Origin of the sequence: uncultured Litoreibacter sp., from assembly GCF_947487515.1 — a bacterium.
Lineage (GTDB): Bacteria > Pseudomonadota > Alphaproteobacteria > Rhodobacterales > Rhodobacteraceae > Litoreibacter.
Window position 1 is genome coordinate 108,271 of record NZ_CANKWO010000001.1, and the last position, 24,887, is coordinate 133,157.

Genomic DNA, 24,887 nt, shown 5'->3' on the forward strand with positions numbered 1-24,887 from the left:
GCTACCCAAATACTCTAAAGGCCAAAGGAATACACCATGACGCAAACCACCGCTGACATCGACCTGATCCAACGGATTATCCCCCACCGCTATCCGTTTCTTTTGGTCGATAAGGTCGAAGATATCAAAGCGGGTGAATCTGCGCGTGGCATCAAGAATGTCACCTTTAACGAGCCGCATTTTCAAGGCCATTTTCCAGGGGCGCCGATCATGCCCGGGGTGACCATCATCGAGGCGATGGCGCAAACTGCTGCCGTGATGGTCGGTGTGACCATGGACATGGCCGACAAGGATTTGCTGGTGTATTTCATGGCGATCGACGGCTGCAAGTTCCGCCGTAAAGTCGTCCCCGGGGATGTGTTGCATCTTGATGTGCAGGTCACGCGCGGCAAAGCGGGTGCGAAAGTATGGAAGTTCAAAGGCGTGGCCTCCGTTGAAGGTGAGATGGCCGCCGAAGCCGAGTTCACAGCGATGATGGATTTACCGAAGTGAGCGCTGCTATCCACCCCTCGGCCTATGTAGAAGACGGGGCCACACTCGCTGACGGCGTCAAGATTGGCCCGTTTTGTACCGTTGGGGCCAATGTGACCCTTGCGGCTGGGGTGGAGCTAAAGAGCCATGTCGTGGTCACCGGTAAAACCTCTATCGGCGAGAACACGGTGATCTTTCCCTTCGCGGTCATCGGCGAAATCCCGCAAGACCTGAAGTTCGACGGCGAAGAAACCCGTCTGGAGATCGGCGCCCGCAACCGTATTCGCGAAGGTGTGACCATGAACACCGGCACCTCTGGAGGGGGCGGGTTGACCAAGGTCGGCGATGACGGGCTGTTCATGACAGGGGCGCATGTCGGCCATGACGCGATTGTTGGCAACAATGTCATTATGGCCAATCAGGCCGCCTTGGCTGGGCATTGCATCATTGAGGATAAGGTCATCATTGGTGGCCTTGCCGGCATACACCAGTTCGTGCGCATCGGGCGTGGGGCAATTATCGGCGCGGTCACCATGGTGACCAATGACGTCATTCCTTACGGTTTGGTGCAAGCCCCGCGCGGCGAGCTGGACGGGTTGAATTACGTCGGCCTTAAACGTGCGGGCGTTGCGCGTGCGGATATCACTGCTTTGCGCGCGGCCTATCAGATGCTGCGACAGGGAGACGGGGCGTTTCAAGACCGCGCGCGCCGCCTGTCAGAAGAAACCGACAGCGAATATGTCAGCGAGGTTGTTGACTTCATTTTGGGCGACAGTGGCCGGTCGTACCTGACGCCGCGCTGATGCTGGCGCTGGTCATCGGGGATGGCGATCTGCCCGAGCTTCTTATGGAGCATTTGGCGGATACCAAGACACCTTATCAATTGTGCCAGATGGAATGGCAGGGCAGTGATGCGCGTGGCGACCAGCCCGTTCACAAATTCCGGATTGAAACCTTGGGCAGCTTTATCGCGTGGCTCACTGAGAAAGGTGTTGATCGCATTTGCTTCGCAGGGGCTGTGGATCGCCCTCCGCTTGATCCGACCAAAATCGACGCGCTGACAATGCCACTTGTGCCGCGAATGTTGCAGGCCTTGCAGCTTGGCGATGATGCGGCACTGCGCCTTGTGCTGGGATTCTTTCAAGAAGCAGGGATTGAGCCGGTCGGTGCCCATGAGGTTTACCCCGAAATTCTGCCACCTGCGGGGCTCATCGGAAGTGTGGAGCCAACCGAAGACCAAAAGCGCGACGCAGATCGCGGCATTGAGGTTATCGCGGCCATGGGCGCCGCCGATGTCGGGCAAGCTTGCATTATCCATAAAGGCCAGCCGCTGGTGATCGAGGCACAACCCGGCACTGATTTCATGATGCAAAGCCTGCTTCACGAGCGGCATGACTTGCCGTGGGGCAGCAATCTTCTGGGCGTATCACGAGCCCAGCGGGCCAGGGGTTTGCCCAAGTCGGGCGGGGTCATGGTCAAAGCTGCAAAGCCCGGTCAAGAGCTGCGGATCGATATGCCAACCATCGGCCCCGACACGCTCTTGCGGGCGGTGCAGGTCGGTTTGGACGGCATCGTGATTGAGGCGGAGCGCGTGATTTTGCTGCAACCCGATCTGTGCAAACGACTTGTCGAAAAGCACAAGCTGTTCTTATGGGTGCGCGCGTGAAGGTGTACCTCATCGCGGGCGAACCTTCCGGCGACAAGTTGGGGGGGGCGTTGATGGAAGGCCTCCGGCAGCTTGACCCAGATGTAACTTTCCAAGGGGTCGGTGGCCCGTTGATGCAAGCCCAAGGCATGACGTCGTTGTTTTCGATGGACGAGCTGTCGGTCATGGGGCTGGCCGAAGTTCTGCCCAAACTGCGCGGCTTGTTCAAACGCCGAGACGAAACCGTGGAAGACATTATCGGCTCAGGTGCGGATGTGGTCGTCACGATTGACAGTCCGGACTTCTGTCTACGGGTTTTGCGCAAACTGCGCGGGTTCACGCAGGTGCCCACTGTCCACTATGTCGCCCCATCTGTTTGGGCATGGCGCACCAAGCGCACTGACCGCATGCAAGGGATCGTGGACCATGTTTTGGCTTTGCTCCCGTTTGAGCCGCAATACATGGAGCGCGCGGGGCTGGCCTGCGACTTCGTTGGCCACCCCGTGGTGGCAGAGCCATTGGCGACCGGCGCCGCGGCATCTGATTTCCGGCACATCCACAATATAGGCGATGCGCCATTGGTTTTGGCGCTGCCGGGGTCTCGCAGGGGGGAAGTGAGCCGCTTGTCGGATGTCTTCGGCCAAAGCCTGCAAAAGCTCGCGATGACGCGGCCAGAGATGCGCGTGGTCATCCCCGCCGCCGCACCGGTGGCGGCCATGGTGCAGCAGCAAACCCAAGGGTGGCCGGGCGATCCGATCGTGCTTGATCCCCGTGGCCTGTCACAAGAGGTGGCCATAGCAGAAAAACGCGCGGCATTTGCGGCGGCAGATGTAGCTTTGGCCGCGTCAGGGACAGTGTCGCTGGAATTGGCCGCAAACACGGTGCCTATGGTCATCGCCTACGATATGAATTGGCTGTCGCGAAAGCTGATCGCCGCGATGTTGCAGGTGGATACCGTCACATTGGTTAATCTGGTGTCAGACACCCGCACGGTGCCAGAATTTCTGGGCGATGCGTGCAAGCCTGATGATATCGCGCGCGCTTTGGATGTGGCCCTCAAACCAGGGCCTGAGCGTGCGGCCCAAGCGGCGGCTGCGGAAATCACCATGGAGCTTTTGGGCCGTGGAGACGAGGCACCGGGCCTGCGCGCAGCAAGGGTCGTGACGCGGGTAGCGACAGGTTCACCAGTATAGAGGCGGCAGGCGGTTGACCTTCCTTGCGCAGCCTTTCATCCTGCCTTTATGACATTTTCCGACCAAATCACGCGCCAGCCCCTCCGTCACAATGCCGAACGCGCTGCGGAGGCGCGGCACGCGCTTGGTGATCTGCCAAAACCACTGTTGGACCTGCTGGAAAGCACCGCCAGTTGCAGCTCCTATCTCGCAGGTTTGATGGTGAAAGAAGCGGATTGGATATCGCAGCTACAAACCACCAGTGCCGAAGATCTGCGAGACCGCGTTTGGCGCGATGTTGCGCAGGTGGATGGGGATCTGAAAGGGCTTTTTCGGCAGGCCAAACGACGTATCGCACTTCTGGCCGCCGTCGCAGATGTTGGGGGCGTTTGGCCGCTGGAGGATGTCACCAAGGCGTTAACTGATTTGGCCGACAAATGCCTGCAGCGCGGGTTGACTGATCTGACAGCGGCACAAATCGCCCGTGGAAAGCTGCCAGGGCAATGCGCCGAGGACGCCAGCCTTGGGGCCGGAATGTGCATCTTGGCGATGGGCAAGATGGGGGCCTATGAGCTGAATTACTCCTCGGATATTGATATGATATGTCTGTTCGACGAGACGCGCTTCAACCCGGATGATTACCTTGAGGCCCGCACGACTTTCGTCAAGATCACCCGCGCTCTGATGGGGTTGATGTCAGATGTGACGGGCGACGGGTATGTGTTTCGAACGGATCTAAGGTTGCGCCCCGATGCCTCTGTGACGCCGGTCTGCATCGCGATGGAGGCCGCAGAGCGTTACTACGAAAGCGTTGGGCGAACATGGGAACGGGCGGCCTTTATCAAAGCGCGCCCCTGCGCAGGAGATATTGAGGCAGGCAACAGGTTCCTCAAACGGCTCAGCCCGTTTATCTGGCGCAAACACCTTGATTTCGCGGCGATTGAGGATGCCCATGACATGCGTCTCAAAATTCGCAGTCATAAGGGCTTGGGCGGCAGCATGCAGCTGGATGGTCACAATATGAAGCTTGGCGCAGGGGGTATTCGCGAAATCGAGTTTTTCACCCAAACGCGCCAGTTGATTGCAGGGGGGCGTGACCCAAATCTGCGCGTGCGCGGCACCTGCGAAGGTTTGGATAGATTGGTGGCGGCCAATTGGGTTCCCAAAGCAGCGGCCGAGACGCTGAAAACGGCCTATCGCGCCCACCGCGAGGTTGAACATCGGCTACAAATGATCGGTGATGCGCAAACCCATGATTTGCCCAAGGGGGAGGACGGCTTTTTGCGCCTGTCTCGCTTCATGGGAGACGCCGACGTGGATGCCTTTCGCGCCAGTTTGCTGTCGCGTCTGGAAGAGGTTGCAGATGTCACCGACAGTTTCTTTGCGCCCGATGACGTAGAGGAGGCGCCGCAAACCGAAGGGCTCTTTGATCTCTCTACCTATCTGGAGCAGTGGCGCTCTCTTCCTGCTCTTCGCTCAGAGCGGGCGCAGACCCTGTTCAAGCGGGTTTTCCCGTCAATTTTGCGCCAGATGGGGCAGGCCAGTAAACCCGTGGAGGCCATGGTTGAGTTCGAACGTTTCTTAACCGGATTGCCCTCAGGGGTGCAGGTGTTTTCCTTGTTTGAAGCCAACCCCTTGTTAACAAAACTGATCGTGGACATCTGTGCGACGTCCCCCGCATTGGCGACCTATCTGTCGCAAAATGCTGGCGTGTTGGACGCCGTAATTGGCGGCGGGTTCTTTGCGCCGTGGCCGACAGAAGAAGGGCTGGCTGAACTTCTGTCCCACCAAATGGCGCGGCTTTCAGATTATGAAGGCCAGCTTGATGCCGCCCGCCGCTGGCAAAAGGAATGGCATTTCCGCATTGGCGTGCATCATCTTCAAGGCTTGCTATCCGCGCAAGATGCCAGCGCCCAGTACAGTGATCTGGCGCGGGCTACATTGGCCGCACTTTTGCCCGTGGTCGAAGCCGAATTCGCCCGCAAGCATGGCGCCGCTCCCGGGCGCGGGGCCATGATTTTGGGAATGGGGTCTGTCGGGGCGGGAAGTCTCACGGCGCAATCCGATCTGGATTTGATCGTGATCTATGACGCGCAAGGAAAAGAGGCCAGCGACGGGCGACGCCCGTTGGAAACCAGAACCTATTTCGCGCGGCTCACTCAGGCCCTTGTGACTGCTCTTTCCGCGCCCATGTCGCAGGGGCGATTGTATGAAGTCGATCTGCGCTTGCGCCCGTCAGGGCAATCGGGGCCGGTGGCCACATCACTGCAGGCCTTTGAAAGCTACCAGCTGAACGATGCGTGGGTTTGGGAACATCTGGCCTTAACGCGGGCCACGGCTTTGGCGGGAAATGTAGAGTTGCAGCAAGACGTCGAAGCCGTGCGCCGCAAGGTCTTGTCTGCATCGTTCAACACCGCCCGCATCAAGGAAGAAACCCAAGAGATGCGCGCCCGTTTGGCAGAGGCCGCCGGAACTTATGATCTGTGGGACGTGAAATCCGGCGCAGGCGGGCGGCAGGACATCGAACTATTGAGCCAAGCCCTCAATCTTATTGGGGCCAGCTCAGATCGCGCCATCGAGGATCAGTTGAACCTCGCCCATAGCAAGGGGCTGTTGCAAAGCGCGCAGCTGCAGCATTTGCAACAGGCCTATAACCTGTTTTCCAACGTACAGATGGCCGCGCGTCTGTTATCCGATAAACCCCTTCGACCTGAGGACATGGGGGCAGGGGCCAAAGCCCTTTTACTGCGAGATTGTGACTGCAGCTCCCTTGACGATTTGGCCAGCCAGATCACCGAATGTCGCAAACTGGCCGCCGAAGTGGTGGAACAGGTTCTGTTGTAGGGCGGGATGCGTGATATGGGGGACAGGACAAGGCACAAGATGAGGAGCTGCGCAAATGGACTTAAGTGATATTGACCGCAGGGGCCTGATACGAGAGGCCTACCGCATTGAAGGCATTACCAAAGGAGAATGCCGGTCAATTTTCTTGGATTGGGCGATCAATCTTCCGCAAGAGCATGACAGTCACGCGGCGATACTTTTGTTGATCGAAACCTATAGTGCGGCGCCAGAGGATCATCCGATGACAACCGTTCTGCGAGACGGGCTTGCGGCCAGACCTGAGGCCAAACGGCGTGGCGGACGCAAGGCGCGGTTGGCTGAGTAGCTCAGCGAGGGCCCTGTCGAATGCAAAAGCGCCGCGGCTCTGAATAAGACCCGCGGCGCTTTGTCTATCGGACGTGATCCGAGGGGATCAGTTTGCTTTGCGTGCGGCCTTTACGGCGTCAAACCCAGCGGTGAACCCTGACAGGGACATTGTCAGCTCAACCTTTTGGTCTGGCGCTTGGGCCGGAACCACAACGATCTTCGCAGAGTTGCCAGCCTTGAAGGCGGAAACATCACCCGAAGTGAACCCCACACGGGAGAAACAACCGATCGTCGTGCAGAAGGTGAACGGGTAGACTTTCGCCTTACCGCCATCAACGCTCAGCAGAACGTTTTGTGTCAGAAGTGTTTCCAGCGGCGTCACGATGGTGGCGCCGGCGGCCAATTTGTCGTCATCAGCCAGATTGAAAAGGTTGATCTCGGCGACAGAATTGCCCTGCTGATCTTCTAAAAGTTGATACAATTGGCATGGATCTTTCTTGCCCTCAGGGGCTTTGATGCAGCGCAGTTCCCAATCACCATGGTCGGATACTTTATAGGTTGCACCAACTTCGACCACGTCTTGGCCTGTGCTCAGCCCGTCATTTCGCGGGGCGTTGCCCTCTGCGGCGGGCGCTTCTTCCTGCGCGGTGGCCTCGGCGGCGGGTTCAGCTGCCGGTTCGGTGGTGGTTTGCGCAAAAGCACCAGTTGCTACAAAAGCGCTGAATGTCGCGCCGATCACTAAAGTTTTCAAAAATTCAGACATTTGGTCCTGCTACTCAATTTGGTGTTGGCAGGGGTTTAGCACGCTATGGCAGGGGTGTCAGGTCGGAAAACGCATCATAGGGGGGCGAAGTGGATGATTTTCGCCGATATATGTTTCAATGAAAAAGGGCCTGCAAAGCAGACCCTTTCCCAAATTATTCTCCCCGTCGAACTAGGCCGACTTATGAAGTTAAGCTAGCCGACAAAAGGGAAGCCGGTCAACATAAACCTGCGACATTTTGTTCACCTCTTTTGAGGCCAAAAAAATGGCCGTGCCAATCCGACACGGCCTAGTCAACAGGGAGGAAGTCATGAGACAGGCAGCCAAGACTTGCCCATCAACATGACGAACATACTGGCACATAAACGTTAACAAGCTATTGTAACCTGAACAAAACTCGAGTGATCGACATTGAGAGGCGAATATGGCGGATAAGGATAGTATTTTTGTAGGCGGCGGCGGCGATGGCTACATCGAGCCCCAAGGGCTTTTACTGAAATATGCCAACCGCCACGGGCTGATTGCAGGGGCCACGGGCACTGGTAAAACCGTGACGCTTCAAATCCTCGCCGAAAGCCTGTCCAATGCGGGCGTCCCCGTGTTTATGTCTGACGTGAAGGGCGATCTGTCGGGCTTGGCGGTGGCTGGAACGCCGACGCATAAATTGCACACTCCCTTCATGGAGCGCGCGGCAAAAATCGGTTTTGACGATTTTGATTACGATTCGTTTCCGGTGACCTTCTGGGACTTATACGGCGAAAACGGACATCCGGTGCGCACCACTGTCAGCGAAATGGGCCCGTTGCTGTTATCGCGATTGTTGGAGCTATCGGAAGCTCAGGAGGGGATTCTAAACATCGCCTTCCGTGTGGCGGATGAGGAAGGCTTGCCGCTTCTGGACCTCAAGGACCTGCAATCGCTGTTGGTTTGGATCGGGCAGAATGCCAAATCCTTGGCCCTGCGGTATGGTTTCGTCTCGTCTAAATCCGTTGGGGCAATCCAGCGTCGCCTGTTGGTCTTGGAAAACCAAGGGGCCAGCGACTTCTTCGGCGAGCCCGCCCTTGATCTGGAAGACATGTTCCATATTGACGCCGACGGCCGTGGCCAGATCAACATTTTGGCCGCCGATAAACTGATGTCTGCGCCAAAACTCTATGCGACTTTCCTTCTTTGGATGCTGTCGGAGTTGTTCGAGACACTCCCCGAAGTGGGGGATCCGTCAAAACCGAAGTTCGTCTTTTTCTTTGACGAAGCGCATTTGCTGTTCGACGGCGCCCCGAAGGCGTTGATCGACAAAGTGGAACAGGTCGCGCGTCTCATTCGGTCCAAAGGGGTTGGGGTGTATTTCATCACTCAAAAACCGGCAGACGTCCCCGAAGACATTTTGGGCCAGTTGGGCAACCGCGTGCAGCACGCTTTGCGCGCCTTTACCCGCAAAGATCAAAAGGATCTGCGATCCGCCGCAGATACCTACCGCGAGAACCCGCGCTTTGACGTCGAGGATGCGATTAAGGAAGTCGGCGTGGGCGAGGCTGTGACCTCGTTCCTGATGAAAAAGGGCATTCCAGGAATGGTGGAGCGCACGCTCATTCGTCCGCCATCCTCGCAATTGGGGCCGATTACATCGAAAGAGCGTCGTGCGGTCATGGCCGCGTCACCCGTCGCAGGCAAATACGACACTGCGATGGACCGAAATTCAGCGTTTGAAATGCTGGCCCAACGCGCTGAGGCCGCTGCCAAAGCTGCACAAGACGCCGAAGCTAGAGAAGAAGAGATGGAATCGCGTGAGCGGGAATATCAAACCGGCCGCCGCTATTCCGGTTCCCGTGTGAAGCGCTCCACATCGAAAAAAACGACCACCCGCAAAAGGCGTGGTGACAGTGCCGGAGAGGCGTTTGCCAAATCGATGATGCGCTCTATCGGCACCAAGGCGGGCACGGCGATTGTGCGTGGCATCATGGGCAGCTTGTTTAAGGCGCGCTAGCGGCGGCTTTCTGCTTTCACCTCGTCCCATAGAACGTCCATTTCTTGGAGGTCTGATTGGGACGGGGTTTTTCCACGCGCGGCCAATTTGGCCTCCACGCCTTCGAAACGGCGGATAAACTTGGCGTTGGCCGCACGCAGCGCGGCTTCGGGGTCGATGTTCAAATGACGGCCCAAATTGGCCATAACGAACAGCAAATCGCCGAATTCTTCCTCGATCTCCACCTGTGACAGGCTTTCGCGCGCCTCTACCAATTCCTGAGATTCTTCGACGATTTTATCCAAGACCTGATCTGTTGAGGGCCAGTCAAACCCCACGCGCGCGGCGCGCTTTTGAAGTTTCATCGCACGCAGCAATGCAGGCAACCCCACGGCCACGCCGTCCAAAGTGCCGCCCTGTTCCTTGCCTGCGCGCTCTGCGGCTTTGATCTGTTCCCAATCCGCCACTTGCTGCTCTGCCGATTTATCGCGGCTTTCGTCGCCGAAGACATGAGGATGGCGCGTGATCATCTTGTCGGATATCGCATTGGCCACGGAGGCAAAGTCAAACACGCCGGCCTCGGTGCCCATCTGCGTGTGATAAACAGTTTGCAACAGCAAATCGCCCAGCTCGCCTTCCAGCTCCTTCATGTCACCGCGCTCAATCGCATCGGCGACCTCATAAGCTTCCTCAATTGTATAGGGGGCGATCGAGGCGAAATCCTGCTCAATGTCCCACGGGCAGCCGGTGGACGGGTCCCGCAAGCGGCGCATGATCTCGATCAGGCGGGGCATCGGTTGGTCGGCGTCGTATACAAGATCAGGCATTGCAGTGTCTTTACGTTTGGGGGATCGTTGCGCCTAGATAACCAGAAGGATCGCCTCCATGCCACCCGTGAACCGCATTGCAGACTACGCCGAAGACATGACCGCTTGGCGCCGCTGGCTGCATCAACATCCCGAGTTGCAGTTTGAATGTCATGAAACTGCGTCCTTCGTGGTGGATCGCCTGAAAGAGTTCGGGATCACCGACATCTCGGAAGGGATCGCAACCAGCGGTGTTGTTGCGATTATTGACGGGCAGGGAGACGGCCCCACGATTGGTCTGCGCGCTGATATGGATGCCCTGCCAATGCAGGAAACCACAGGGGTGGACTACGCCTCAAAGGCCGAAGGAAAAATGCACGCCTGCGGTCATGACGGTCACACAACGATGCTTCTGGGGGCGGCGAAATATTTGGCGGAAACACGGAACTTCAAAGGGCGTGTGGCCTTGATCTTTCAGCCCGCAGAAGAGGGCGGCGGCGGTGCAGGCGTCATGGTCGAGGAAGGCATCATGGAGCGCTTTGACATCAGCGAGGTTTACGCGCTGCACAACAATCCAAGCCTGCCCTTTGGGGTCTTTGAAACCACCGCAGGCCCAATCATGGCCGCGGTCGACACGTTCCATATCCATATAGACGGGATTGGCGGGCATGGGGCTTACCCACATGACACCAAGGACCCGATCGTCGCCACCTTGGGCATTTGCAACGCGATCCAGACGATTGTGTCGCGCAACCACCGTTCAATGGATGACTTGGTGGTCTCGGTGACGCAAATCCATACGGGTTCGGCGGATAATGTCATCCCCGATACGGCCTATATCAACGGAACTGTGCGCAGCTTTGATCCTGTGGTGCAGGACATGGTGGAGGCCCGCCTAACAGAGATTGTCGAAGGGCAGGCGGCCAGCTACGGGGTGAGCGCAAGGCTCTCCTATGAACGCGGCTACCCTGCGACGGTGAACACGCCCGATAATACGGCCTTTGCTGCGGATGTGGCACGCGGTGTTGTGGGGGCGCAGGCGGTCAACGATCAAGCAGGGCGCGAGATGGGGGCAGAGGATTTCTCCTACATGTTGGAAAAACGCCCCGGCGCATATTTGTTCCTTGGCCAAGGTGAAGGGGCAGGGCTGCACAACCCCAACTACAATTTCAACGATGAGGTTGCGCCGATCGGGGCGTCATTCTTTGCCAAATTGGTGGAAGCCGCGCAGCCGCTTTAGGCCAGCTTTTGGTAATCCCTGTCGCCGTAAAGCAAGGGCGACCCATCTCGGCGGGCCACGTCACAGACTGAGCCGATCAAAACGTGATGGGTTCCGATTTGCTCATCCGACAGAAGGGTGCAGTCGAACCGCACAAGCGCCGTGCCAAGGCCCGGTGATCCGGTGTGCATGGGTGCAAATGCCCCTGCGCTGAATTTGTTGTCGCCAGGCGCAGGGGTGCGGCTGGCAAAGACATTGGCGATATCCGCCTGATCAGACCCCAAGACATTGATGCAAAAGCAGCGGTTCTTCAGAATAATCGGTGCTGCAGAGGAAGCATGATGCATGCACACCAGCATTGTTGGGGCATCGCCATCTGCGGACACAGAGGTCATGGCCGATACCGTTGCCCCAGCTCGTCCTGCCACGCCATCGGTCGTGACAATGCAAACCGACGAGACAAGCTGACTCATCGCGTCCAAAAATGTGTCGCGAAGGGGCGAGGTCGGTGTTGGCATCATTGTTCTCAGAGTTGCAGCGTTTTCCTTGTTTGCCTGTCCTTTACCCTAGGCGCAAGTCTTGCAATGCGCGGGCGCCGGAGGCAGGCTGGGTAAATGCGAGTGACGTGCTCAGTTTTAAGTCAGGACCCCAAGTGATGCCAAATCAACCTATTTCCGGAAACGATCTTGCGCGGTTTGCGGGGCAAGGAAGCTTTATGCGTCTGCCTAAGGTCGACACGGCCGCCGGTCTGGATGTGGCCTTTGTTGGTATTCCGATGGATCATGGATCCAGTTGGCGCTCTGGTACGCGGTTTGGGCCGGCTCAGGTGCGCAATGAAAGCTCAATGATCCGGCCTTTCGCGGTGCAAACGGGGGCCGCACCATTTGATGCTTTGCAGTGCGCTGACAGAGGTGATGTGGCAATTAACACCTTCAATTTGCGTGAAAGTATTTCAATAATTACAGACTATTACGACGACCTTTTAAAGAATGACGTCATTCCGATGACCATCGGAGGAGATCACACGATTACCCTGCCGATCCTGCGCGCAATTGCCAAGAAACATGGTCCTGTCGGCCTTGTGCATATCGATGCCCATGCGGATGTGAACGACGAAATGTTCGGAGAGCGCGAATGCCATGGTACCGTCTTTCGCCGCGCCTATGAGGAAGGCCTCTTGCGCCCCAGCGACGTCTATCAAATCGGATTGCGGGGCACGGGCTACACGGCAGAGGATTTCGACGAGCCGCGCGAATGGGGCTTCAACCTGACCTTGGCGCAAGAGTTGTGGCATAAATCCGCGGCTCCGCTGGCTGCACAAATCCGGAAAAATATGGGGGCGGGCCCAGTGTATATCAGCTATGATATCGACAGCCTGGATCCATCCATTGCACCTGGAACCGGCACGCCCGAGATCGGTGGTCTAACCACCCCCCAAGCCTTGGAGCTGATCCGAGGGCTGCACGGCCTGCCGATTGTGGGCTGCGATATGGTGGAGGTGGCACCTCCCTATGATACCACGGGAAATACGGCGCTGACTGCCGCAAATATCATGTTTGAGATGCTGTCGATCCTTCCCGGTGTGCCGTATCGCTAGGGCTGACTTTAACCTTAGGGGGGCACTGGCCCATTGGTGAGAGAGGCCGCAAAACTGCAGTCTGAGGGCCGCTGATGTGTATGCGACTGACCACGGCCTAAGCCGTTTTGCAAAGAGCCGAAAGGTACGATGGACTTTTTGCCAAGATCGACATACGAGTTGTCACCCGAACCTCTATCCGAGCTGGACCGCGGCTTTGACCCAGAGGATCGACGGAAGCAATAGAAAGACGGCGCAGGTTCATGGCAGTAGGCATCTTTGATAGTGGGTTGGGCGGATTGACCGTCTATAACCAAATTGCGGAAGATATGCCGGATCTTCCGGTGTGCTATTTTGCCGATAGTGCCAATACCCCTTACGGCGTGCGCACGGCGGATGACATCTACAAGCTAACCTGCGACGCCACGCAATGCCTGTTTGATGCTGGCTGTGATCTGGTGGTTTTGGCCTGCAACACGGCCTCGGCGGCTGCCTTGCGGCGAATGCAGGAATCATGGGTGCCCTCCGACAAGCGCGTTCTTGGGGTGTTCGTTCCGATGATCGAAGCTCTGACCGAGCGCAACTGGGGGGATAACTCTCCTCCGCGCGAAGTCGATGTGCGCGATGTTGCATTGTTTGCAACGCCTGCGACGGTGGCGTCTCGGGCGTTTCAGCGTGAATTGGCGTTTCGCGCGATTGGCGTTGATGTAGAAACCCAACCTTGCGGCGGTTTGGTTGACGCTTTGGAAGACGGTGACGAGATGCTGGCCGAAGCGCTGGTGCGGTCCCATGTGGATGCGCTCAAGCGCCGGATGCCAAACCCGCAAGCCGCAATACTGGGCTGCACCCATTACCCGCTGATGCAACAGGCGTTTCAAGACGCACTTGGCAGCGACGTGAAGGTGTTTTCTCAGGCCAGTTTGGTGTCCGCCAGTCTGATGGACTATCTTAAACGCCACCCGAATATGTTGGGCGAGGGGACGGAAAACAAGTTTCTGACCACGGGTGACCCCGCGACGGTCTCTGATCGGGCCACGCAGTTCTTGCGACGAAACATCCAGTTTACAGCGGCCTGATTGCTGCGCGCGGATCTTTCTTCTAAACAGCCACAAACTACATGGAGTCTCTCATGACCCACAAAATAGCCATCCTTGGTGCGTCAGGATACACTGGCGCAGAACTCGTTCGGTTGATCTCGTCCCACCCGTCAATGACCATTGCCGCCCTGTCTGCCGACCGGAAAGCCGGAATGGAGATGGCCGATGTCTTTCCGCATCTGCGTCACCTAGAGTTGCCGACACTGATAAAAATCGATGACATCGATTTCGACGGCATTGATCTGTGCTTTTGCGCTTTGCCGCATAAAACCTCGCAAGAGGTGATCTCAAAATTGCCTTCAACGATGAAAATCGTCGATCTGTCTGCCGACTTCCGGTTGCGCAGCGCCGAGGATTACAAAACTTGGTACGGCAATGATCACACGGCGTTGGATATCCAAAAAGAAGCCGTCTACGGCTTGACGGAATTCTACCGTGCGGAAATTTCCAAGGCGCGTTTGGTCGCAGGCACAGGGTGCAACGCGGCCACAGGGCAGTTCGCATTGCGGCCTTTGATCGAAGGTGGTGTGATCGATCTGGATGACATCATTATCGACATGAAGGTGGGGGTGTCCGGTGCTGGGCGCTCGCTTAAGGAAAACCTGTTGCACGCCGAACTTTCCGAAGGGGCGAACGCCTATGCGATCGGTGGTACGCATCGGCATCTGGGTGAGTTCGATCAAGAGTTCTCGAAAATAGCAGGGCGGCCGGTAAAGGTGCAGTTTACGCCACATCTGGTGCCGATGAACCGCGGTATCTTGGCCACCGTATATGTCAAAGGTGATGCTTCAGAGATTCATGCCACTTTGGCCGAAGCCTACAGCGGCGAGCCTTTCATCGAGGTTCTGCCCTTTGGTCAGGCTGGGTCCAGCCACGACACGCGCGGATCCAACTTTGTGCATATCGGGGTCACAAATGACCGGATTGAGGGACGCGCCATTGTCATCACGACTTTAGACAATCTGACGAAAGGTTCATCGGGCCAAGCGTTGCAAAACGCCAATCTGATGCTAGGTGTTGAGGAAACCGAGGGGCTGATGATGGCCCCGCTGTTCCCATAAAGGACGCATCATGAAGGGCTTGAAGAAGCAACGCCGCATCCAAGTCATCGCCGTCGCGGCGGTGGCCTTGATCGTCTCGACGGCATTGATCGGCTACGCTTTGCGCGACGGAATTAACTTTTTCCGCTCTCCAACAGAGGTGTCCGAAAGCCCTCCCACTGAAACGGAGGTCTTTCGCATTGGCGGGTTGGTTGAAGAGGGCAGCCTGTTGGTCAATGCCTCTGATGAAATCACCTTTAACGTGACTGATGGAAACGCCGTCATCGCGGTTGCCTACACGGGAATCCTGCCCGATCTATTTGAAGAAGGGCAAGGCATGGTTGGAACCGGACGCTACATTCAAGGTGTCTTCCAAGCCTCTGAAATATTGGCAAAACATGATGAAAAATACATGCCAAAAGAGGTGATTGATGCCCTGAAGGAGCAAGGCATTTACCAAGAAGCGGACGGTAGCTAGAGGCTCTGTTAACTTAATTGAAGCAGTTTGGTGCCGCGTAGCAGCGGAGGCCGTGATGAAAACTGTTCTCGAAATTTCCCAAGATATCGTGCGTCGTGAAGGCGGATATGTGAATGATCCGGATGATCCCGGTGGCCCTACCAACCATGGTGTGACACTCCATACGATGCGCCGATTGGGGTTAGATCTTAACCAAGACGGCGTTGTGACCGCGTCAGATGTGAAGGCGCTTAGTCAGGCCAAAGCGGTCGAAATTTTTATTGACCACTATTACTTTGCACCGCGCATTGACGCACTCCCCCAACCGATTCAAGCATCAGTTTTTGACATGCATGTGAATGCCGGATCAAATGCAATTCGAATTTTACAACGTCTTTTCAACGACATGGGGCAGGATGTCACGGTCGATGGTACAATCGGCCCGCATACGATCCGCGCCGCATATGCGGCCTTTCGTGATGCGCCTGACTATCTTGCGGATGCCTATGCAATCGCGCGTCGTGATTACTACTATGCCTTGGCCGACCGACGTCCAGCATCACGCAAATATGCTCGTCGTCGGGACGGATCAAAAGGCGGCTGGATCAAGCGCGCAGAGGAGTTCTTGTCCAAGCACTACCATTTATCGTCATCGGATCACCGAAAGCGGGTGGCATCATGGGGTTGATTTCTAGGGTTTTGACGGGGGGCGTAAAGGAAGCCGCAGATGCCGCCGTGGATGTGGCGGAAGTTTTCCGCCCGAATGCAACACGCCAAATGGAGCTGAACCACGACGCATACACAGCAGCCCTGACGCAACACGGAGCAGAGTTTCAATACGCCAAAGAAGGGGTATTTGATCAAGTGCTGAACGGGTTTAACCGCTTGCCGCGCCCGTTGCTGGCATTAGGTACATTGGGCCTTTTTGTGTTTGCGATGGTTGATCCCATCGCTTTTTCCGAGCGTATGCAGGGGCTTACCTATGTTCCAGAACCCTTGTGGTGGTTGTTGGGGGCAATCGTGAGCTTTTATTTCGGCGCACGGGAATTGCATTACAAACGAGTAACCCCAAGAAAGCCCAGACGAAGTCCCACTGGCCGTAGCAGCAATCGCGCCTTGGACGCGTGGCGCGCTGAAAGAGGTGGATAAAATTTGAAATGACGGTGCGTTTCGCTTTTCTAAACTGATTGGTTCGTTATCCTACGCGCAGCAATCGATTTGGAGAATTCCGCATGCAATATGAAACCCTTCGCCTGAGTGTCAGCAACAACGTCGCAATCATTGAATTTACCCGTGATGAGGTGATGAACGCGCTGAACACTCAGATGCGCGCAGAAATATTGCACGCGGTTAAGGACGCCGAGAACCGTGCGCGCGTTTTGGTTTTGACGGGCAAGGGGCGGGCGTTTTGCTCTGGTCAGGATCTAGGGGACCGCACGACCGTGGCCTCGACCGATCTGGAGCGGACGTTGCGCGAAGAATACGTGCCGATGTTGATGGCCATTTACAACTGCCGAATCCCCACGATTTCTGCGGTGAATGGACCTGCGGCGGGGGCGGGGGCTAATCTGGCGCTGGCCGCGGATGTCGTGGTGGCCAAGAAGTCCGCCGTGTTTTTGCAGGCGTTTACGCGTATTGGCTTAATACCCGACGCGGGCGGCAGTTACTTCCTGCCGCGTCAAATGGGGATGGCCAAGGCAATGGGGGCGGCGTTGTTCGCTGAGCCAATGACCGCGGATCAAGCAAGCTCCGCTGGTATGATCTGGGAAGCCATACCAGATGACGAATTCGACCAGCATTGGAAGGATCGCGCGGCCTATCTGGCCAATGGCCCGACAGAGGCCTATGCGCGGGTCAAGAAAATCATCCGCGCCAGTTTTGACAATGACCTTGAGAAGCAGCTTTTGTTGGAAGCCAAGCTGCAAGGCGAATGCGGCAAAACCCATGATTTCCGTGAAGGGGTGATGGCCTTTTTGGACAAGCGCGCTGCAAACTACGAGGGGCGCTAAGGCGGGGTGCGCAGCTGTCCTGAAAAGAAAAAGGCCACCCGCTTTGGGGTGGCCTTTCTTTGTTAGCGCTTTTCGATGTCCACATAGTCGCGGGCGGTTTCGCCTTTGTAGAGTTGGCGAGGGCGGCCGATCTTCAGCTTGGGGTCTGAAATCTGCTCTTTCCACTGCGAAATCCACCCAACCGTCCGTGCCAACGCAAAGATTGGCGTGAACATAGATGTTGGGAAGCCCATCGCTTCCAAGATGATGCCGGAATAGAAATCGACATTCGGGAACAGCTTCTTTTCCGCGAAATACGGGTCAGCCAAGGCCTGTTTTTCCAGCTCCATTGCAACTTGCAACAGCGGATTGTCTTCAACGCCCAGCAGCTCCAGAACTTCATCGGCGGATTGCTTCATCACAGTCGCGCGCGGGTCAAAGTTTTTGTAGACGCGGTGCCCAAAGCCCATCAGGCGGTAGCTGTCATTCTTGTCTTTCGCACGCGCGATGAACTCGGGAATGCGGTCGACCGTGCCAATTTCCTTGAGCATTTCCAAGCAAGCTTGGTTCGCCCCGCCATGAGCAGGGCCCCAAAGACAGGCAATGCCAGCGGCGATACACGCGAAGGGGTTCGCACCCGACGACGATGCAAGACGAACCGTTGAAGTAGATGCGTTTTGCTCGTGATCAGCATGCAGGGTGAAAATACGGTCCATTGCACGTGCAAGGATCGGGTTCACCTCATAGTTTTCCGCCGGAACGGAGAAGCACATGTGCAAGAAGTTCGACGCGTAGTCTAGATCATTGCGCGGGTACACAAAAGGCTGACCGATAGAGTATTTGAACGCCATAGCCGCAATCGTTGGCAGCTTGGCAATGAGGCGAATGGCGGCGACTTCGCGCTGCCACTCATCATTGATGTCGGTGCTGTCATGGTAGAATGCGGACATCGCGCCAACCACGCCCACCAAGGTGGCCATTGGGTGTGCGTCGCGGCGGAACCCGCGGAAGAAGTTGTGCATCTGCTCGTGGACCATCGTGTGGTTGGTCACGCGGGTTTCGAAGTCTTCCAACTCGGTGGCGGATGGCAACTCACCATAGAGCAACAGGTAGCACACTTCGAGGAAATGGGATTTCTCGGCCAATTGGTCGATTGGATAGCCGCGATGCAGCAATTCGCCCTTGTCACCATCGATAAAGGTGATGGTGCTGTCGCAGGCAGCCGTCGAAGTGAAGCCCGGATCATATGTGAACACATCGCCTTGGGCATATAGCTTGGTGATGTCGAGAACATCAGGTCCGGCAGTTGGGGTATAGATTGGCAACTCGATCTCTTTATCGCCAATGGTCAGCTTCGCGGATTTGTTGGACATACATTCACCTTTCATGTGTCTGGAGGCCTGCGCGGTCGCAACCCCCTGTTAAATATGAAAATTATTTCATATCATTCGTAACTTCGATGGTCCTGCAGATCGTAAGCAGGAGTGATTAAGCGGCAACAGCCGCAAGTCTGTTGAGTGTTTCATCACGCCCAATGACCATCATCATGTCAAAGACGCTTGGGGATGTTGCACGGCCCGAAAGCACGACCCGCATGGGGCCAGCAAGTTTCCCAAATTTAAGATCCTGCGCCTCGGCGAACTCCATTACGGTTTGCTCCAGCGCCTCGCGGTTCCAGCTAACAGTTTGCAGCTGCGGCGTCAATTGGTTCAGTATACTACGGGATACCGGATCAAGAAGTTTTTCAGCCTTCTCATCATGCGTGAATGGCGGCTCATCCAGAACAAAGGCAAATTTATCCAGCAATGCGCCAACAGTTTTATCGGCTACGTCCATTTGACCGAATGCATCCGCAAATGCCTTCCCCTTGTCTGACGTCAGCGCAGGTTCACCTGTGGCCCGTAAATAGTTTTGAACATCCTCCAGCATGGTTTCAGAATCGCTCATCCCTATCTGATGACGATTAATGTTTTCCATCTTCTTAAAATCCAGGCGGGCAGGGGCTTTTCCTATGCCATCAAAGTCGAACCAGTCTAGCGCTTGTGCGGTCGTGAAGACTTCATCGTCACCGTGGCTCCAGCCCAAACGCGCCAGATAGTTTCGCATCCCGGCTGGCGTGTAGCCCATGCCCGCATATTCCATTACCCCCAGAGCGCCGTGGCGTTTCGACAGTTTCTTACCATCTGGCCCGTGGATCAGCGGGATATGCGCAAACGTAGGAAGCTCCCAACCCATTGCCCTGTAGATCATCGACTGACGTGCCGCATTGGCTAGGTGATCATCCCCACGGATCACATGGGTCACCCCCATATCATGATCATCTACGACAACGGCCAACATATACACAGGGCTACCGTCCGAGCGTAACAGAACCATGTCATCCAGCGCCTCGGCTTGCCATGTTACATTGCCTTGGACTTGGTCGTTAATGCTGATCTCGCCCTCTTGCGGGGCTTTCAGGCGAACCACATAGGGCAGGTCGGGGTGGTCTGACTCCGCCACATCCCGCCACGGGGAACGGAACAGGGTCGACGTGTTCTTGGCGCGGGCGTCTTCGCGAAAGGATTCAATTTCTTCTTGGGTCGAATAGCATTTATACGCCGCACCAGAGGCAAGCATTTCATGGGCAACAGCCGCATGTCGATCTGCGCTTTCAAATTGGCTGACTGCGTCGCCGTCCCAGTCCAGACCTAACCATGTGAGGCCATCCAAGATCGCTTGGGTGGCTTCCGAGGTGTAGCGCGCGCGGTCGGTGTCTTCGATCCGCAACACGAATTTTCCACCGCGGGCACGGGCGTAAAGCCAGTTGAACAGGGCGGTGCGCGCACCACCGATATGAAGATATCCAGTGGGCGAAGGGGCGAAACGGGTGACTACGGGGGCATCAGACATAGAATATTTAACCTTTTGGAAAGCATGTTCGGGCAGCATCTACCCTTTAAGGCTAGGCCAGACAGGCTGACCCATTTGCGCTCAGGTTTAGGCAATCACGGTGATGGAGACAAGGGCAGGTGACGTGGGGCAACGGCCTCTCTACTTCAAGGTGCTGCACGGCCTTGGTCATGCCATCGACCAGCAAAACACACATCTCTTTCCGTGGGCACCGGTCTTTTTCGGCATCGGCGTTGGTCTGTATTTTGCAATGTTGTTTGATCCCGATTGGGCGCAAGTTGCGGCGGTTATCCTTGCCGTGGGCATGAGCGGTGGCGCGGTTAAGCTGTTCATGCAGCAAAAACCGCAGTGGGTTGTGTTACTGTTGTGGGGGATCAGCCTGTCGCTGGCGGGGTATTGTGCGGCCAATCTGCGGGCGCACTATGTTGCGGCGCCGGTTTTGGGGTTTCGCTACTACGGCCCGATAGAAGGACGTATCGTCGCGATAGACACATCGTCTTCGCAAAAGATGCGATTGACCTTGGATCAAGTGCAGTTGATCAAAATCCCGCCCGCCAGAACGCCGAGAAAGCTGCGGGTGTCGCTCCATGGTCCGCACATTGATATTCCGTATAATCCAGGTGATATCGTGATGACGACCGGACATTTGGGCCCGCCCTCTGGACCGGTTGAGCCGGGGGGATTCGATTTCCAGCGTCACCTTTGGTTTCAGCAGTTGGGAGCCTTGGGCTATACGCGAAACCCGATGGTTCGGCTGGCACCGCGGTCGGATATGGGATGGCGGCTTTGGCTCTATGATCAAAGAATATCGCTGTCCAAGTCGATAAAGTCTCGGATGCCCCCGACAGAGGGTCCTTTTGCTTCGGCTATTGTGACGGGGGATCGATCTGATCTGGATCCGGAGTTGGTCAAAACGCTGCGGGCTTCAAATCTGGCTCATCTGCTGGCAATTTCTGGTCTGCATATGGGGCTGTTGACAGGGGCGGTCTTCGCGATCATGCGCTTGGGGTTGGCCGCACTTCCTGCGGTGTCGTCTCGGTGGTCCATCCGGAAAATCGCGGCAATCGTGTCACTTGGTGCAGCACTTGTGTATCTTGGTGTCTCCGGTGCGAATGTCGCCACGCAGCGGGCTTTCATCATGGTCGGCGTCATGTTGCTGGCAATCTGTGTGGAACGACCGGCTGTGTCTTTGCGCGCCGTTGCAATTGCGGCATTGGTGATTTTGGCCATCTCACCTGAATCCCTTATTGGGCCGGGGTTCCAGATGTCCTTTGCGGCCACTACTGCGCTGGTGGCGACATTCTCGGTGGTCCGCGATCGCGGTCTGTTCCTGTCGCTTCCGAGGTGGATGTCAGGGCCTGTGACCTTGTTGCTTTCTTCCTTCATTGCAGGGGTTGCGACGGCACCGTTCGGGGCTGCGCATTTCAATCAGGTCGCACAATACGGGTTGCTGGCAAATCTGTTGTCGGTTCCGGTGATGGGTTTCTTCGTCATGCCAGGGGCGTTGCTGGCAGCCGCCTTGGCCCCGTTTGGATTGGAAGGCGTGGGGCTGTGGATTATGGAGCAAGGACTGGCGTGGATATTGGGCGTGGCCAGATTTGTCGCGGGTTTGGAGGGCAGTACGCGGGCGATTGCGGCACCGGATCCATTGGTGCTGCCGTTGATCTCTTTGGGTGGATTGATGGTTTGCTTGTGGCAGGGCAAGGGGCGGATCACTGGGGTCATCCCGATCTGCATCGCATTGGCCCTTTGGTCGGGCTCGCAACGTCCTACGGTTCTAATGTCGGAATCCGGTCGGTTGATCGGCATCCTGCAAGGGGACAAACGTGCCTTGAACAAGCCCAAAGGCGACGGGTTCTCTGCGCGGGTCTGGCTGGAAAATGACGGCGATCCAGCGGATCAGAAATTTGCTGCAGCTCGCGGTGGGTTTTCGGCCAATCAGCTTCGCTTTTCGGTTAGGGAAACATCCTTCGCCTTTAACGCCGCACATCCTGACAAGATCGATCTGTCCAAAGCATGCGGTCAGGCAGACTTCGTCATCTTGCCGCGTTTGGAGGCGCCATTGCCAAAAGGATGTTTGGGCTGGAGCGGGCAAGACTTCAAAGCCAAAGGGTCGGTGGCAATCTATGAGGAGGAGGATGGCGTGCGAATTGAAAACAGCCGGTCACGACAAGGCGACCGGCTGTGGAATTCAATATCGCGGAAACCGGCTTGGTGAAACCGAATCAATAGGATCGGATCAGGCCCACCAAACGTCCCTGCACCTTGACCAAATTGTCGGGCAAGACACGGGTTTCATAGGCGGAGTTCGCAGGCTCCAGCGCAATGGACGATCCATGCCTGCGGAACCGTTTGAGGGTGGCCTCTTGATCTTCGACCAATGCGACAACGATATCGCCGTTATTGGCGGTGATCTGTTCTCGGATCACGACGACATCCCCGTCGTTGATGCCCGCCTCAATCATCGAGTCGCCCTTAACTTCAAGCGCGTAGTGATGGCCGTTCCCAGCCATCATCGAGCCCGGCACTGCAACGTGATGAGACACATCGCTGATGGCTTCGATCGGGGTGCCAGCGGCGATCCGGCCCATGACCGGAATTTCCAACGCATGAACGCCTTCCAATGGCATTGCTTTGGGGTTCGCGGCGGGGCGGTCACCTTGAATAACGCGTGGCTTGAAGCCGCCAGCGTCAATCGCGTCGGGCAGTTTCACAATTTCAAGTGCCCGCGCCTTATGCGCCAAACGCTGGATAAACCCGCGTTCCTCCAGCGCCGTAATTAGCCGGTGAATGCCGGATTTGGATCGCAGGTCCAGCGCGTCTTTCATTTCGTCAAAGGAAGGCGGGACGCCGTCACGTTGGATACGCGTGTGAATGAATTTCAACAGGTCCAGCTGTTTTTTGGTCAGCATAGCGAAAAAACTCCGTGATGGCGGCGCCTTCTCTGCGCCATGTTCTCGAATGTTCTACTGCTGTTCTTGCTTTGTGTCAATGCCTATAGGGCGATCACCTCGACCAATGCGCCAATCTTGCGATTGGGGTCATTTGGCGGGCGCACAATTAGGGCGTTGGCGTGTGACAAAACACTCAAAAGCGAGCTGTCTTGGCGGTCAAACACCGTGACTTTGCCGTGCTCCAGACGCGCGCGCATGTAGTGCTCGCGCTCGGCGTTTGCCCCAAGAGGCGTGGCCAGCGGATAGGACTGACGCGCGCGGGGGCCTGCCTCCAATCCAAGATAGCGGTCCAAGAGCGGGCGGATAAACACCTCGCCGCAGACCATGGATGACACAGGGTTGCCCGGCAGGCCAACCATTGCCATGTCGCCGATCCTGCCTGCCATCAACGGCTTTCCCGGGCGCATGGCGACTTTGTAGAACTCGCGTTCCAATCCCATTGATCCGGCAACCTGCGCTACAATATCGTGGTCGCCCACGGAGGCGCCGCCGATGGTCACCAGCAAATCGGCCCCGTCGGACAGCTGCAGCGCCATTTCCAGCGATGACGGAGAATCTTTCGCGATGGGCAGCACCCGAACTGTGGCACCAGCGTTGCGAAACATCGCCGCCAGCCCAAGCGCGTTGGAGGCGATGATCTGGTCGTCGCGCGGGGTCTCGCCAGCGACAACCAATTCGTCGCCGGTTGCGATGATGGCGACAATAGGTTTGCGCCGAACTGGAACATTCGCGATGTTCATTGAGGCCAGCAAGGCGACGTCTGAAGGCGCTAACCTACGGGGTGCCTGCATCTCTGTGCCGATGGTGAAATCACCGCCAGAGGGGCGGATATGCAACCCCGCATCCAAGGAGCCTTGTAAAATGATCTCATCGCCTTTGCGTGTGACATCCTCTTGAATGATGACCCGAGCTGCCCCTTTGGGCAAAGGCGCGCCGGTGAAAATGCGCACCGCGTCTCCATCGGAGACTGACCCTTCAAACCGGTGCCCTGCGGCGGCTTCGCCAATCACCGTAAAGCGGTCACCTTCGGCGGCCTCGATGCTGGAAATGGCATAGCCGTCCATGGCGGAGGCCGAAAAGGGGGGCTGGTCACGGGTCGCGGCAACATTTTGGGCCAAAACGCGGCCATCGGCATCGGCAAGTGGCACCATCTCCATGTCCAGAGGCGCGCCCAGCTCAAGTACGGCGGCCAAGGCCTCGGAGACAGAAATCATCCGCGCGGAGCCTCGAATAACCCCGATTTGCCACCTTCCTTGCGCACCAGTCGAATGTCGCAAATCTCCATGGTCTTTTCGGCGGCTTTCACCATGTCATAGACGGTCAGCGCGGCGGTCGATACGGCTGTAAGCGCTTCCATCTCGACGCCGGTTTGGCCGGTGGTCTTTACTGTCGCTTCGATCCGCACGCCGGGCAATGTTGCGTCCAGCGTCAGTTCAACGGCCACTTTGGTGATCGGCAGCGGGTGGCATAGCGGGATCAAATCGGAACATTTCTTTGCCCCCATAATCCCCGCCAAACGGGCCACGCTTAGCACGTCACCTTTCTTGGCGCGCCCTTCGGCGATCAAGTCATAAGTGTCTGGCTGCATCTTCACGCAGCCTTCTGCGATGGCGACGCGGGAGGTCACGGCCTTGCCGGAGACATCTACCATATGTGCATGGCCGGAATCGTCGAAATGGGTGAGGGCTGGCATC

The 24,887-nt window shown here is 56.7% G+C and carries 24 protein-coding genes; 16 read left to right on the plus strand and 8 right to left on the minus strand.

Features of this window, described 5'->3' with window-relative positions; translation table 11 throughout:
- Nucleotides 1-36: 36 nt before the first annotated feature.
- Genes fabZ through Q0746_RS00580 form a run of 6 tightly spaced genes read left to right on the plus strand, consistent with a single transcriptional unit; the run spans nt 37 to nt 6,457 of the window.
- Nucleotides 37-492 carry a 3-hydroxyacyl-ACP dehydratase FabZ gene (gene fabZ, locus Q0746_RS00555; protein ID WP_298256157.1) on the plus strand — a complete coding sequence of 152 codons (456 nt, stop codon included), beginning with the start codon at nt 37-39 and terminating at the stop codon, nt 490-492.
- The gene (lpxA, locus tag Q0746_RS00560; protein ID WP_298256159.1) at nt 489-1,274 is read left to right on the plus strand and encodes an acyl-ACP--UDP-N-acetylglucosamine O-acyltransferase; all 786 of its coding nucleotides are present in this window, start codon (nt 489-491) and stop codon (nt 1,272-1,274) included. Before fabZ ends, lpxA begins: the two co-directional genes overlap by 4 nt.
- Nucleotides 1,274-2,137 carry a UDP-2,3-diacylglucosamine diphosphatase LpxI gene (gene lpxI / locus Q0746_RS00565; protein WP_298256161.1) on the plus strand — a complete coding sequence of 288 codons (864 nt, stop codon included), beginning with the start codon at nt 1,274-1,276 and terminating at the stop codon, nt 2,135-2,137. Before lpxA ends, lpxI begins: the two co-directional genes overlap by 1 nt.
- On the plus strand, nt 2,134-3,309 hold the full coding sequence (gene lpxB / locus Q0746_RS00570; RefSeq protein WP_298256163.1) for a lipid-A-disaccharide synthase: 1,176 nt from the start codon (nt 2,134-2,136) through the stop codon (nt 3,307-3,309). Before lpxI ends, lpxB begins: the two co-directional genes overlap by 4 nt.
- Nucleotides 3,310-3,357: 48 nt before the next feature.
- Nucleotides 3,358-6,132, plus strand: coding sequence for a glutamine-synthetase adenylyltransferase (locus Q0746_RS00575; RefSeq protein WP_298256165.1), 2,775 nt, complete (start codon nt 3,358-3,360; stop codon nt 6,130-6,132).
- A gap of 55 nt (nt 6,133-6,187) precedes the next feature.
- The gene (locus Q0746_RS00580) at nt 6,188-6,457 is read left to right on the plus strand and encodes a hypothetical protein (protein ID WP_298256167.1); all 270 of its coding nucleotides are present in this window, start codon (nt 6,188-6,190) and stop codon (nt 6,455-6,457) included.
- 87 nt (nt 6,458-6,544) lie between these two features.
- Here the strand turns inward: Q0746_RS00580 and Q0746_RS00585 are convergent, their stop codons facing one another.
- Nucleotides 6,545-7,201: an invasion associated locus B family protein gene (locus Q0746_RS00585; RefSeq protein WP_298256169.1), complete on the minus strand. Its 657-nt coding sequence runs from the start codon at nt 7,199-7,201 to the stop codon at nt 6,545-6,547.
- A gap of 424 nt (nt 7,202-7,625) precedes the next feature.
- On the opposite strand from Q0746_RS00585, the gene Q0746_RS00590 reads away from it, so the two are divergent.
- Nucleotides 7,626-9,185 (plus strand): helicase HerA-like domain-containing protein, encoded by a 1,560-nt coding sequence (locus Q0746_RS00590; RefSeq protein ID WP_298256171.1) that lies wholly within the window; start codon nt 7,626-7,628, stop codon nt 9,183-9,185.
- On the opposite strand, the gene mazG is transcribed toward Q0746_RS00590, so the two are convergent.
- Nucleotides 9,182-9,991: a nucleoside triphosphate pyrophosphohydrolase gene (gene mazG / locus Q0746_RS00595; RefSeq protein ID WP_298256173.1), complete on the minus strand. Its 810-nt coding sequence runs from the start codon at nt 9,989-9,991 to the stop codon at nt 9,182-9,184. The genes Q0746_RS00590 and mazG overlap by 4 nt on opposite strands.
- A gap of 58 nt (nt 9,992-10,049) precedes the next feature.
- Between mazG and Q0746_RS00600 the strand changes: the two genes are divergently transcribed.
- The gene (locus Q0746_RS00600; RefSeq protein ID WP_298256175.1) at nt 10,050-11,210 is read left to right on the plus strand and encodes a M20 aminoacylase family protein; all 1,161 of its coding nucleotides are present in this window, start codon (nt 10,050-10,052) and stop codon (nt 11,208-11,210) included.
- Here Q0746_RS00600 and Q0746_RS00605 read toward each other — a convergent pair.
- Nucleotides 11,207-11,707 (minus strand): flavin reductase family protein, encoded by a 501-nt coding sequence (locus Q0746_RS00605; RefSeq protein ID WP_298256176.1) that lies wholly within the window; start codon nt 11,705-11,707, stop codon nt 11,207-11,209. The genes Q0746_RS00600 and Q0746_RS00605 overlap by 4 nt on opposite strands.
- A 137-nt stretch (nt 11,708-11,844) precedes the next feature.
- Between Q0746_RS00605 and speB the strand changes: the two genes are divergently transcribed.
- The 7 genes from speB to Q0746_RS00640 all read left to right on the plus strand — a co-directional run bounded on the left by speB (nt 11,845) and on the right by Q0746_RS00640 (nt 17,368).
- Entirely contained in the window at nt 11,845-12,786 is a 942-nt protein-coding gene (speB, locus tag Q0746_RS00610; RefSeq protein ID WP_298256178.1) for an agmatinase, read from the plus strand.
- A 242-nt stretch (nt 12,787-13,028) separates the two neighbouring features.
- On the plus strand, nt 13,029-13,841 hold the full coding sequence (locus tag Q0746_RS00615; RefSeq protein ID WP_298256180.1) for an aspartate/glutamate racemase family protein: 813 nt from the start codon (nt 13,029-13,031) through the stop codon (nt 13,839-13,841).
- A 53-nt stretch (nt 13,842-13,894) separates the two neighbouring features.
- Entirely contained in the window at nt 13,895-14,923 is a 1,029-nt protein-coding gene (argC, locus tag Q0746_RS00620; RefSeq protein ID WP_298256182.1) for an N-acetyl-gamma-glutamyl-phosphate reductase, read from the plus strand.
- Nucleotides 14,924-14,933: 10 nt separating this feature from the next.
- Entirely contained in the window at nt 14,934-15,380 is a 447-nt protein-coding gene (ccmE, locus tag Q0746_RS00625; protein ID WP_298256184.1) for a cytochrome c maturation protein CcmE, read from the plus strand.
- Between the two features lie 55 nt (nt 15,381-15,435).
- On the plus strand, nt 15,436-16,047 hold the full coding sequence (locus tag Q0746_RS00630; protein ID WP_298256186.1) for a holin-associated N-acetylmuramidase: 612 nt from the start codon (nt 15,436-15,438) through the stop codon (nt 16,045-16,047).
- Nucleotides 16,038-16,508, plus strand: a complete 471-nt coding sequence (locus Q0746_RS00635) for a holin family protein (protein ID WP_298256188.1) — start codon at nt 16,038-16,040, stop codon at nt 16,506-16,508. The genes Q0746_RS00630 and Q0746_RS00635 overlap by 10 nt, the downstream gene beginning before the upstream one ends.
- An 83-nt stretch (nt 16,509-16,591) precedes the next feature.
- A complete protein-coding gene (locus tag Q0746_RS00640) occupies nt 16,592-17,368 on the plus strand; it encodes an enoyl-CoA hydratase-related protein (RefSeq protein ID WP_298256190.1) in 777 nt (258 codons plus the stop codon).
- 62 nt (nt 17,369-17,430) lie between these two features.
- Here the strand turns inward: Q0746_RS00640 and Q0746_RS00645 are convergent, their stop codons facing one another.
- Entirely contained in the window at nt 17,431-18,720 is a 1,290-nt protein-coding gene (locus Q0746_RS00645) for a citrate synthase (protein WP_298256192.1), read from the minus strand.
- Between the two features lie 115 nt (nt 18,721-18,835).
- Nucleotides 18,836-20,239, minus strand: coding sequence for a glutamate--tRNA ligase (gltX, locus tag Q0746_RS00650; protein WP_298256194.1), 1,404 nt, complete (start codon nt 20,237-20,239; stop codon nt 18,836-18,838).
- A 103-nt stretch (nt 20,240-20,342) separates the two neighbouring features.
- Here gltX and Q0746_RS00655 point away from each other — a divergent pair, with 103 nt between their 5' ends.
- Nucleotides 20,343-22,457: a ComEC/Rec2 family competence protein gene (locus tag Q0746_RS00655; protein WP_298256196.1), complete on the plus strand. Its 2,115-nt coding sequence runs from the start codon at nt 20,343-20,345 to the stop codon at nt 22,455-22,457.
- A gap of 7 nt (nt 22,458-22,464) precedes the next feature.
- On the opposite strand, the gene lexA is transcribed toward Q0746_RS00655, so the two are convergent.
- From lexA to moaC, 3 genes are all read right to left on the minus strand, one after another.
- On the minus strand, nt 22,465-23,151 hold the full coding sequence (lexA, locus tag Q0746_RS00660) for a transcriptional repressor LexA (protein WP_298256198.1): 687 nt from the start codon (nt 23,149-23,151) through the stop codon (nt 22,465-22,467).
- A gap of 83 nt (nt 23,152-23,234) precedes the next feature.
- Nucleotides 23,235-24,407, minus strand: a complete 1,173-nt coding sequence (glp, locus tag Q0746_RS00665) for a gephyrin-like molybdotransferase Glp (RefSeq protein WP_298256200.1) — start codon at nt 24,405-24,407, stop codon at nt 23,235-23,237.
- Nucleotides 24,404-24,886 carry a cyclic pyranopterin monophosphate synthase MoaC gene (gene moaC / locus Q0746_RS00670; protein ID WP_298256202.1) on the minus strand — a complete coding sequence of 161 codons (483 nt, stop codon included), beginning with the start codon at nt 24,884-24,886 and terminating at the stop codon, nt 24,404-24,406. The genes glp and moaC overlap by 4 nt, the downstream gene beginning before the upstream one ends.
- Between the last annotated feature and the right edge of the window lies 1 nt (nt 24,887).

Coding starts and splice junctions, on each gene's coding strand:
- lpxI (WP_298256161.1), top strand. CDS start 1,274: ATGCTGGCGCTGGTCATCGGGGATGGCGATCTGCCCGAGCTTCTTATG.
- Q0746_RS00640 (WP_298256190.1), top strand. CDS start 16,592: ATGCAATATGAAACCCTTCGCCTGAGTGTCAGCAACAACGTCGCAATC.
- gltX (WP_298256194.1), bottom strand. CDS start 20,239: ATGTCTGATGCCCCCGTAGTCACCCGTTTCGCCCCTTCGCCCACTGGA.
- Q0746_RS00600 (WP_298256175.1), top strand. CDS start 10,050: ATGCCACCCGTGAACCGCATTGCAGACTACGCCGAAGACATGACCGCT.
- Q0746_RS00575 (WP_298256165.1), top strand. CDS start 3,358: ATGACATTTTCCGACCAAATCACGCGCCAGCCCCTCCGTCACAATGCC.
- mazG (WP_298256173.1), bottom strand. CDS start 9,991: ATGCCTGATCTTGTATACGACGCCGACCAACCGATGCCCCGCCTGATC.
- Q0746_RS00615 (WP_298256180.1), top strand. CDS start 13,029: ATGGCAGTAGGCATCTTTGATAGTGGGTTGGGCGGATTGACCGTCTAT.
- Q0746_RS00585 (WP_298256169.1), bottom strand. CDS start 7,201: ATGTCTGAATTTTTGAAAACTTTAGTGATCGGCGCGACATTCAGCGCT.
- Q0746_RS00645 (WP_298256192.1), bottom strand. CDS start 18,720: ATGTCCAACAAATCCGCGAAGCTGACCATTGGCGATAAAGAGATCGAG.
- moaC (WP_298256202.1), bottom strand. CDS start 24,886: ATGCCAGCCCTCACCCATTTCGACGATTCCGGCCATGCACATATGGTA.
- ccmE (WP_298256184.1), top strand. CDS start 14,934: ATGAAGGGCTTGAAGAAGCAACGCCGCATCCAAGTCATCGCCGTCGCG.
- Q0746_RS00605 (WP_298256176.1), bottom strand. CDS start 11,707: ATGCCAACACCGACCTCGCCCCTTCGCGACACATTTTTGGACGCGATG.
- lexA (WP_298256198.1), bottom strand. CDS start 23,151: ATGCTGACCAAAAAACAGCTGGACCTGTTGAAATTCATTCACACGCGT.
- Q0746_RS00630 (WP_298256186.1), top strand. CDS start 15,436: ATGAAAACTGTTCTCGAAATTTCCCAAGATATCGTGCGTCGTGAAGGC.
- Q0746_RS00590 (WP_298256171.1), top strand. CDS start 7,626: ATGGCGGATAAGGATAGTATTTTTGTAGGCGGCGGCGGCGATGGCTAC.
- speB (WP_298256178.1), top strand. CDS start 11,845: ATGCCAAATCAACCTATTTCCGGAAACGATCTTGCGCGGTTTGCGGGG.
- glp (WP_298256200.1), bottom strand. CDS start 24,407: ATGATTTCTGTCTCCGAGGCCTTGGCCGCCGTACTTGAGCTGGGCGCG.
- Q0746_RS00635 (WP_298256188.1), top strand. CDS start 16,038: ATGGGGTTGATTTCTAGGGTTTTGACGGGGGGCGTAAAGGAAGCCGCA.
- Q0746_RS00655 (WP_298256196.1), top strand. CDS start 20,343: ATGGAGACAAGGGCAGGTGACGTGGGGCAACGGCCTCTCTACTTCAAG.
- fabZ (WP_298256157.1), top strand. CDS start 37: ATGACGCAAACCACCGCTGACATCGACCTGATCCAACGGATTATCCCC.
- Q0746_RS00580 (WP_298256167.1), top strand. CDS start 6,188: ATGGACTTAAGTGATATTGACCGCAGGGGCCTGATACGAGAGGCCTAC.
- argC (WP_298256182.1), top strand. CDS start 13,895: ATGACCCACAAAATAGCCATCCTTGGTGCGTCAGGATACACTGGCGCA.